Source organism: Microcystis sp. LE19-84.1B (assembly GCF_027531875.1).
Lineage (GTDB): Bacteria > Cyanobacteriota > Cyanobacteriia > Cyanobacteriales > Microcystaceae > Microcystis > Microcystis panniformis.
In genome coordinates this window covers 1-6,206 of sequence record NZ_JAPZSR010000007.1, presented here as the reverse complement: position 1 = coordinate 6,206, position 6,206 = coordinate 1, and the positions used below count along the sequence as shown (strand labels likewise).

Below are 6,206 nucleotides of genomic sequence, written 5' to 3'. Positions count from 1 at the left end.
GATTTTCTATCCGAATGCTTCGCCCGTACTTTTTGCCGCAAACCCTAAGTAGGGAGGCACAATTATTTGTAGGATGGGTTAGCGGTAGCGTAACATGAGCGGGCGTTGGGTTTCATGCTTCAACCCAACCTACGTTCATCTTATATTTAATTCCACCTACCTACTTAGACATTATTGAGGACAATTATTCGGCTCGACTACTCAAAGGGTTATTGAGATTGCTAGTGCCAGGACGTTTAACACTATGGGATTGTAGCAGCGAGATCGCCTGTTGGTACTGGGGATCATCCTTAGTTCCCACCAAAGAAGGATCATCGCGGAAGCGCAGCTGTTGTTCCTGGGTTAACTCGATCTGCACATCGGGTTTAATGCCTTTTTTGTAGATATTTTCGCCGTTGGGGGGATAATAACGGGCAATTGTCACCGCTAAACCGGAACCATCGGAGAGGGTGTGTACCGATTGGACGGTACTCTTGCCATAGGTCGATGTACCGACTAAAGTCGCCCGGCCATTTTCTTTCAGCGCCCCGGCGAGGATTTCGCTGGCGCTGGCGGAACCTTTATTGACCAAGACCACGAGGGGTAAATCGGTAATAGCGGTGTTATTGGCGATAAATTGACGATCTCCGCCCCGTCGATCAATGGTGCTAACGATTTTGCCCTGTTTCATCCACATACGAGCGATATCGACACTAGCAAATAGTAACCCGCCGGGGTTGCCCCGCAGATCGAGAACATAGCCGGATACCTGTTGTTGACTTAATTCCTCGATCGCCTCTTTCATTTGTTCGGCCGCGTGGGAACTAAATTCATCCAGTTTGATATAACCAACTTTCACCCCACCTTCCTGTTTAAGGGTATAGCTAACCGAGGGGATTTCGATATCTACCCGGGTCAAAGTCACTTCAAATACCCCTTGATCGGGACGGGCAAGCTGTAAACTAACGCTAGTACCCACTGCTCCCTGTAGTGCTTCCATTGCTTGTTCTAGGGTCATTAAAGCGGTGGGTTTGCCATTAATTCTGATCAGGCGATCGCCGCTTTTCACTCCCGCTTCCTTGGCGGGGGATTTTTTCACCGTATCGACAACGACCAGATCGCTAGTGCGTTTATCAAGGGCTAAACGTACCCCAATTCCCGATAATTCTCCGGAAGTTTGACTGGTGAGGACAGCAAATTCCCTAGGAGTTAAAAAACGGGTATAAGTATCACCCAATTCCTTTAAAGCTTCCCGGATTGCCGTGTAAGCTTGTTGGGGATTAGTATAATTTCTGCTTAACAATTCTTGACGTTTTTTTTGCCAATCAATTTGATGAAAACCACGATCTACAAATTCATTATTAACAATTTGCCAAACCTGGTCGATGACTGCTTTCGGGTTATCTTCTAAGGGTTTTTCCCCTTTGGCTGCGGGGGTGAGGACCATCAGGGAACTAACTGCTAGGGTAGCGATCGCACCTCCAGATAGGAGTTTCTGCACGGAAACGAACGAGGGACGCGACTGGTTCATAAAGACAAGGCCAAAATAAGATTGACGTTTAATGATAAAGCCATTCAAAAAGCGGGAGCATTTTGCCTTCGAGGGAGGTGAGGAGCAGTGTTAACTACGACTTCCGTATAGATAAGGGAGTTCCTTGTCTGGCTCTAATATCCACTATAATTCTACTTCTAGAAAATCGAGTAATATCTGGCGATGAATTTTTCCTAAAGGACGAGTCTGATTAATCTTCTGGGAATAGTATTCCCCTTGACGGATGGCAGCCGGAGGTAATAAAGCTAAATCTTGCCCTTCCGTTTGCACTAATTTTTCTAATTCCAGGGTCAGGGGTACATGATAAAGATAACGGGAGAGATTATGATCGTTATAAGAGCGAAAATAGCGTAAACTAGGGGCTTCGTAGTTAATTTCTTCTTGTAACTCTCGTTTTAACCCTATTTCTGGATTTTCACCCGCTTCTAAGTGACCACCAAATAAACCCCACACCCCCGGATAGAGAATCGTCGGGATGTCGTCGCGCAACTGCATTAAAAATCGACCGTCCTGTTCCAAAATCGCCAAAGCAACGAATATCATCAGTTATCAGTTATCAGTTATCAGTTATCAGTTATCGGGAGACGGGAGACAGGAGACAGGAGACGGGAGACTATTTTATTTATTCTCCCCACACCCCACACCCCACACCCCACACCCCACACCCTAGCTATTTCTCGCTTTGTTTATGGGGTAAAAAGAAAGCATCGAGGGGATCTTGGACGGGTTTAACCACTGCGGGGGGTTTGGGGGGAATCGCTTCCGCGACGGGTTGTGCGGGTGGATTGGGTTTAACGGGGGTAACGACGGGAGTTTCTGGGGGTTTCGTTTCAGCTGCGCTGGGAATTGTCACCTGTCGGGGATTTTCGAGGGGTTTAGTTGAAACCGGGGGAGAATTGTTTTCTGGGGGTTTAACTTCTGAGGTGGGGGAGGGTTTAATTTCTGGGGACGGGGAGGGAGTAGGAAGAGAATTAACCGCTACTGCATCCATCTGTTCTAATTCCACCACATACAATTCGTTAACGGTTTGGGAACCCTGGGGAATAGCTTCAAAGTCAATTTTGCCCTTAATGACGATTTCTTCGCCTTGACGGGGTAATTTATTGCTATTGGTGCGAATCCAAATCTTCCCGGACTTATCCTGCAAAAGATAGGCCCCTCCCGCTAAAAAAGGGGCATAATTGCTCACGGTTCCCCTAAGATAAACTAAAGCACCTTTTGGTTTTTCCTGTAATTGCTCGATCGCTGTTAGGGGAGGATCACCGATGTAGGGAACGGCAATACCGAGGTCAGCAAGGGTACTACAACCGAATAACCCTAGCAATAATAATAGACTGCCGATGCGCCCTACACGAGTCTGGATAGACATTCTTGCTTTAACCTTAACGAGTGCCATTAGCCAATCTTTTTGACCATAGAATGGATCCGAAAGATTTTTGTTCTCGGTATTATCATAGAATGTCCGTAACTACTTGCCAAATTCTCGACGGGAAAGCCTTAGCTCAAAAAATCCAGCTTGGTCTAGGAGAGCGCATCCAGACGCTAAAATCTCCAATGGGAAGACCTCCGGGGTTAGCGGTGTTGATGGTGGGAGACAATCCCGCTAGTGCCGTTTATGTCCGCAATAAGGAGAAAGCTTGTACTAAAATCGGCATGGCCTCTTTTGGTCGTCATTTTCCTACCAATACAAGTGAACTAGAAATTTTAGCGGAAATTGTCCGTCTCAATCAAGATGAGCGGGTGGACGGGATTTTAATTCAATTACCCTTACCTAAGCATTTAGACGCGGTTTCCCTTCTCTACCAAATTGACCCGAAAAAAGATGCTGATGGCTTACATCCTCTCAATTTAGGCGGTTTAGTGCGAGGTGAGGACTGTATCCGCAGTTGTACTCCTGCGGGGGTCATGGCACTCCTGAAAGAATATAATATTCCCATAGCTGGTAAGCACGCGGTGGTGCTGGGTCGCAGTATTCTAGTGGGGAAACCTTTAGCTTTAATGTTATTGGAGGAAAACGCTACGGTGACTATTGCTCACTCGCGCACGGAAAATCTGGCAGAAATAACCAGAAGTGCCGATATTTTAGTACCTGCTGTCGGTAAAGCGAATTTAATCACCCCGGATATGGTAAAACCTGGTGCGGTGGTGGTGGATGTGGGGATTAATCGTGTCGCTGACCGTTTGGTGGGCGATGTGGACTATGCTGGGGTTTTAGAAGTGGCTAGTTATCTTACTCCTGTCCCCGGGGGTGTCGGTCCGATGACGGTGGCAATGTTATTACAAAATACATTGTTAAGTTACGAACGCAAGTTATAAATCCTCAGCTACCAGCTATCAGCTATTCAGTGATTCTACCGATATAATTCTTGATTTTTTTTTAACTATGTTGGTAGAATTTTACAAAACTGGATAGACTAGGAGCTTTTCGGTCATGATCTTTATTATCCCGATTATTCTTGGTGCGGCTGCCTTAGTTACTGCTGGTGTGGGTGTTAGCGCAGGTGCTGATGGTGTCTCCAAGACGAAAAGGGGAAATTAACCAAAGCAACGGAAAATCTCCAAGAAAAGTACCGTCATCTCTTAGAAAAATAATAGTAGGATGCCTGCCAAGTAGCTGGTTATAATATAATTAAATTAAAAATGGATTTTAGGTTCGATCCCCCCTGCCCCCCTTGATAAGGGGGGTGTCTGATAATTTTTAACGCCTACCTACTCAGAAATAAAGAAAATAGTATAAGAAACGCTCTATAATTTAATTTAACAAATATTACCGAGTATTTCAATTAAAGTTAACTCTATTTCTGGAAAGGACTCAATAAAAATACTTTCACCTCGATAATATTTCTGCATAGCTTGATAACTACCATTCAGAGGATGGCGATAAACTTCTAAACATTCTTCCTTGAGATTTATAATCCAAACTTCTTGAATATTTGCCTCCGCATAAAGAGGAATTTTAGTATAGCGATCATAATCGATGGTAGAATCAGAAACTTCAATAATTAAATAGATATCTTGAGGACAAGGATGGGCAGCAACATAAAAATCCGATCGAGGTATTAGTAAACTTAAATCTGGTTCTGGTTGAGAATTATTATTTAATCTAATCGGATTTTGCACTCTGAGAATAATTTTCTGTCCTAACTTTTGATAGAATAATTGTATTAATCTATCTATACCAGCAGCATGACGGGTTCCCATCGGTGACATTTTGATAATTTCTCCTCGAATTAATTCCACTTTTTCATCGGGTTTGATTATTCCCTGGGTTGCCATTTTTTCGTATTCTTCCACCGTAAATTTACGGGTAATCAGTGATAAAGACATTTCAACTAAACTCCTACTTTCTCTTTATTCTATCTGGACAGCCTTCCAACGAGTGAATTATCGGTATTTAAACCATTAATCGGGAGGAATAAACTAACTTTTTGGGGACTTGTACTGATTTTTCGTGAAAAAACAGCACTTGCCATGGCGACAAAACCGCTAGAGCTAACGTCTAGAAAGCTGGGGTAGGATCGAAACTGTCCCAAAAAAGCTACTATAGGTCAGTTGTCGATGTTAAAAAAAATAGCCGTTCCCCTCAGGAACATTAAGTCGAGAAATTTTATGGTTAAGCGAAAACAGCCTTATAGTTTAATTTATCTGCTCACTTTGGTGATCGGTTTAGTGATTGCGATCGCACCTAACGGACAAGCACAAACCCCCGACTCTAACACTCCTGCTAGTGATCCTAACGAATTAAAACCCTTAAATCAAGCCGATAGTGTCCTGAGTCTTCAGGGGGGACAACGTTTAGTGGAAGAAGCGAACGCCGCTATTAATGCCGCTAAATACGATGTCGCTGTGGACAAACTCAATCAAGCGCGCCGGATTTTTAACCAACTATCTAACTATCATCTGCAATTAGCTAATAGTTTCTCAGGAATTGACCCAAAAGTATTCGATTCTCAGCGTCAAAGTGCTTTAAACACCGGACAAATGCGGGATGAAGCCACCTATAAGCTTGCTTTGGTCCATAGGGCGCAAAATCAGCCAGAATTGGCGGTTCCTTTGTTAATTCAGGTGATTCAATCCCAAAACCCCACCAGTGAATTAGGACAAAAAAGCTATCAACAACTCTACGAGATGGGATTTGTCAGCACACCCATCTCCGCACCGACTCCCACCTCCGCAACTCCTAGCAATCCCCCCCCAAAGCAGTGAATTTTATCCCCATTGACGAGCTTTCGGTAACAATGGGACAGAGTATCTTTAAATTGTTTTGAGGAGTTACGATGGTTGACTTTCGTCAAGTAGAAGCGATGATTCAAGAACAAATCCCCGATGCACAGGTGATGATTCGGGATTTAACGGGAGGTGGCGATCATTTGGAAGCGGTGGTTATTTCCGGCGAATTTGCTGGCAAAACCCGCGTTAAACAGCATCAAATGGTTTATGGCGCTTTACAATCGGCACTGGCTACCGAAGCCATCCATGCTTTGGCATTAAAAACCTACACTCCCGACGGTTGGGCAGCAGAAAAATAACAGTTATTAATTATCAGTTATCAGTTATCAGTTATCAGTTATCAGTTATCAGTTATCAGTTATCAGTTATCAGTTATCAGTTATCAGTTATCAGTTATCAGTTATCAGTTATCAGTTATCAGTTATCAGTTATCAGTTATCAGTTA

At 43.9% G+C, this 6,206-nt stretch carries 7 protein-coding genes; 3 read left to right on the top strand and 4 right to left on the bottom strand.

Going from position 1 to position 6,206, the window contains the following annotated elements; all coding sequences use genetic code 11:
- Positions 1-184: 184 nt before the first annotated feature.
- The 3 genes from ctpB to O9324_RS00260 form a co-directional block, all read right to left on the bottom strand.
- Positions 185-1,510 (bottom strand): carboxyl-terminal processing protease CtpB, encoded by a 1,326-nt coding sequence (gene ctpB / locus O9324_RS00270; protein WP_288139177.1) that lies wholly within the window; start codon positions 1,508-1,510, stop codon positions 185-187.
- 144 nt (positions 1,511-1,654) lie between these two features.
- Entirely contained in the window at positions 1,655-2,074 is a 420-nt protein-coding gene (locus O9324_RS00265) for an NUDIX hydrolase (protein WP_287970024.1), read from the bottom strand.
- A gap of 127 nt (positions 2,075-2,201) precedes the next feature.
- Positions 2,202-2,900, bottom strand: coding sequence for a single stranded DNA-binding domain-containing protein (locus O9324_RS00260; RefSeq protein WP_288139178.1), 699 nt, complete (start codon positions 2,898-2,900; stop codon positions 2,202-2,204).
- A gap of 89 nt (positions 2,901-2,989) precedes the next feature.
- Here O9324_RS00260 and folD point away from each other — a divergent pair, with 89 nt between their 5' ends.
- Entirely contained in the window at positions 2,990-3,847 is an 858-nt protein-coding gene (gene folD, locus O9324_RS00255; protein ID WP_288139176.1) for a bifunctional methylenetetrahydrofolate dehydrogenase/methenyltetrahydrofolate cyclohydrolase FolD, read from the top strand.
- A gap of 441 nt (positions 3,848-4,288) precedes the next feature.
- Here folD and O9324_RS00250 read toward each other — a convergent pair whose 3' ends face one another.
- Positions 4,289-4,858, bottom strand: coding sequence for a Uma2 family endonuclease (locus O9324_RS00250; RefSeq protein WP_288139175.1), 570 nt, complete (start codon positions 4,856-4,858; stop codon positions 4,289-4,291).
- A 231-nt stretch (positions 4,859-5,089) separates the two neighbouring features.
- Here O9324_RS00250 and O9324_RS00245 point away from each other — a divergent pair, with 231 nt between their 5' ends.
- Complete coding sequence (locus O9324_RS00245) at positions 5,090-5,737, top strand: hypothetical protein (RefSeq protein ID WP_002764551.1); 648 nt, start codon at positions 5,090-5,092, stop codon at positions 5,735-5,737.
- Between the two features lie 71 nt (positions 5,738-5,808).
- Complete coding sequence (locus O9324_RS00240) at positions 5,809-6,060, top strand: BolA family protein (RefSeq protein ID WP_002764550.1); 252 nt, start codon at positions 5,809-5,811, stop codon at positions 6,058-6,060.
- Positions 6,061-6,206: the final 146 nt, after the last annotated feature.

What these genes read in the sequence shown, in the direction of transcription:
- O9324_RS00245 (WP_002764551.1), top strand. Translation starts at nt 5,090, where the DNA reads ATGTTAAAAAAAATAGCCGTTCCCCTCAGGAACATTAAGTCGAGAAAT.
- O9324_RS00260 (WP_288139178.1), bottom strand. Translation starts at nt 2,900, where the DNA reads ATGTCTATCCAGACTCGTGTAGGGCGCATCGGCAGTCTATTATTATTG.
- O9324_RS00250 (WP_288139175.1), bottom strand. Translation starts at nt 4,858, where the DNA reads ATGTCTTTATCACTGATTACCCGTAAATTTACGGTGGAAGAATACGAA.
- folD (WP_288139176.1), top strand. Translation starts at nt 2,990, where the DNA reads ATGTCCGTAACTACTTGCCAAATTCTCGACGGGAAAGCCTTAGCTCAA.
- O9324_RS00240 (WP_002764550.1), top strand. Translation starts at nt 5,809, where the DNA reads ATGGTTGACTTTCGTCAAGTAGAAGCGATGATTCAAGAACAAATCCCC.
- ctpB (WP_288139177.1), bottom strand. Translation starts at nt 1,510, where the DNA reads ATGAACCAGTCGCGTCCCTCGTTCGTTTCCGTGCAGAAACTCCTATCT.
- O9324_RS00265 (WP_287970024.1), bottom strand. Translation starts at nt 2,074, where the DNA reads ATGATATTCGTTGCTTTGGCGATTTTGGAACAGGACGGTCGATTTTTA.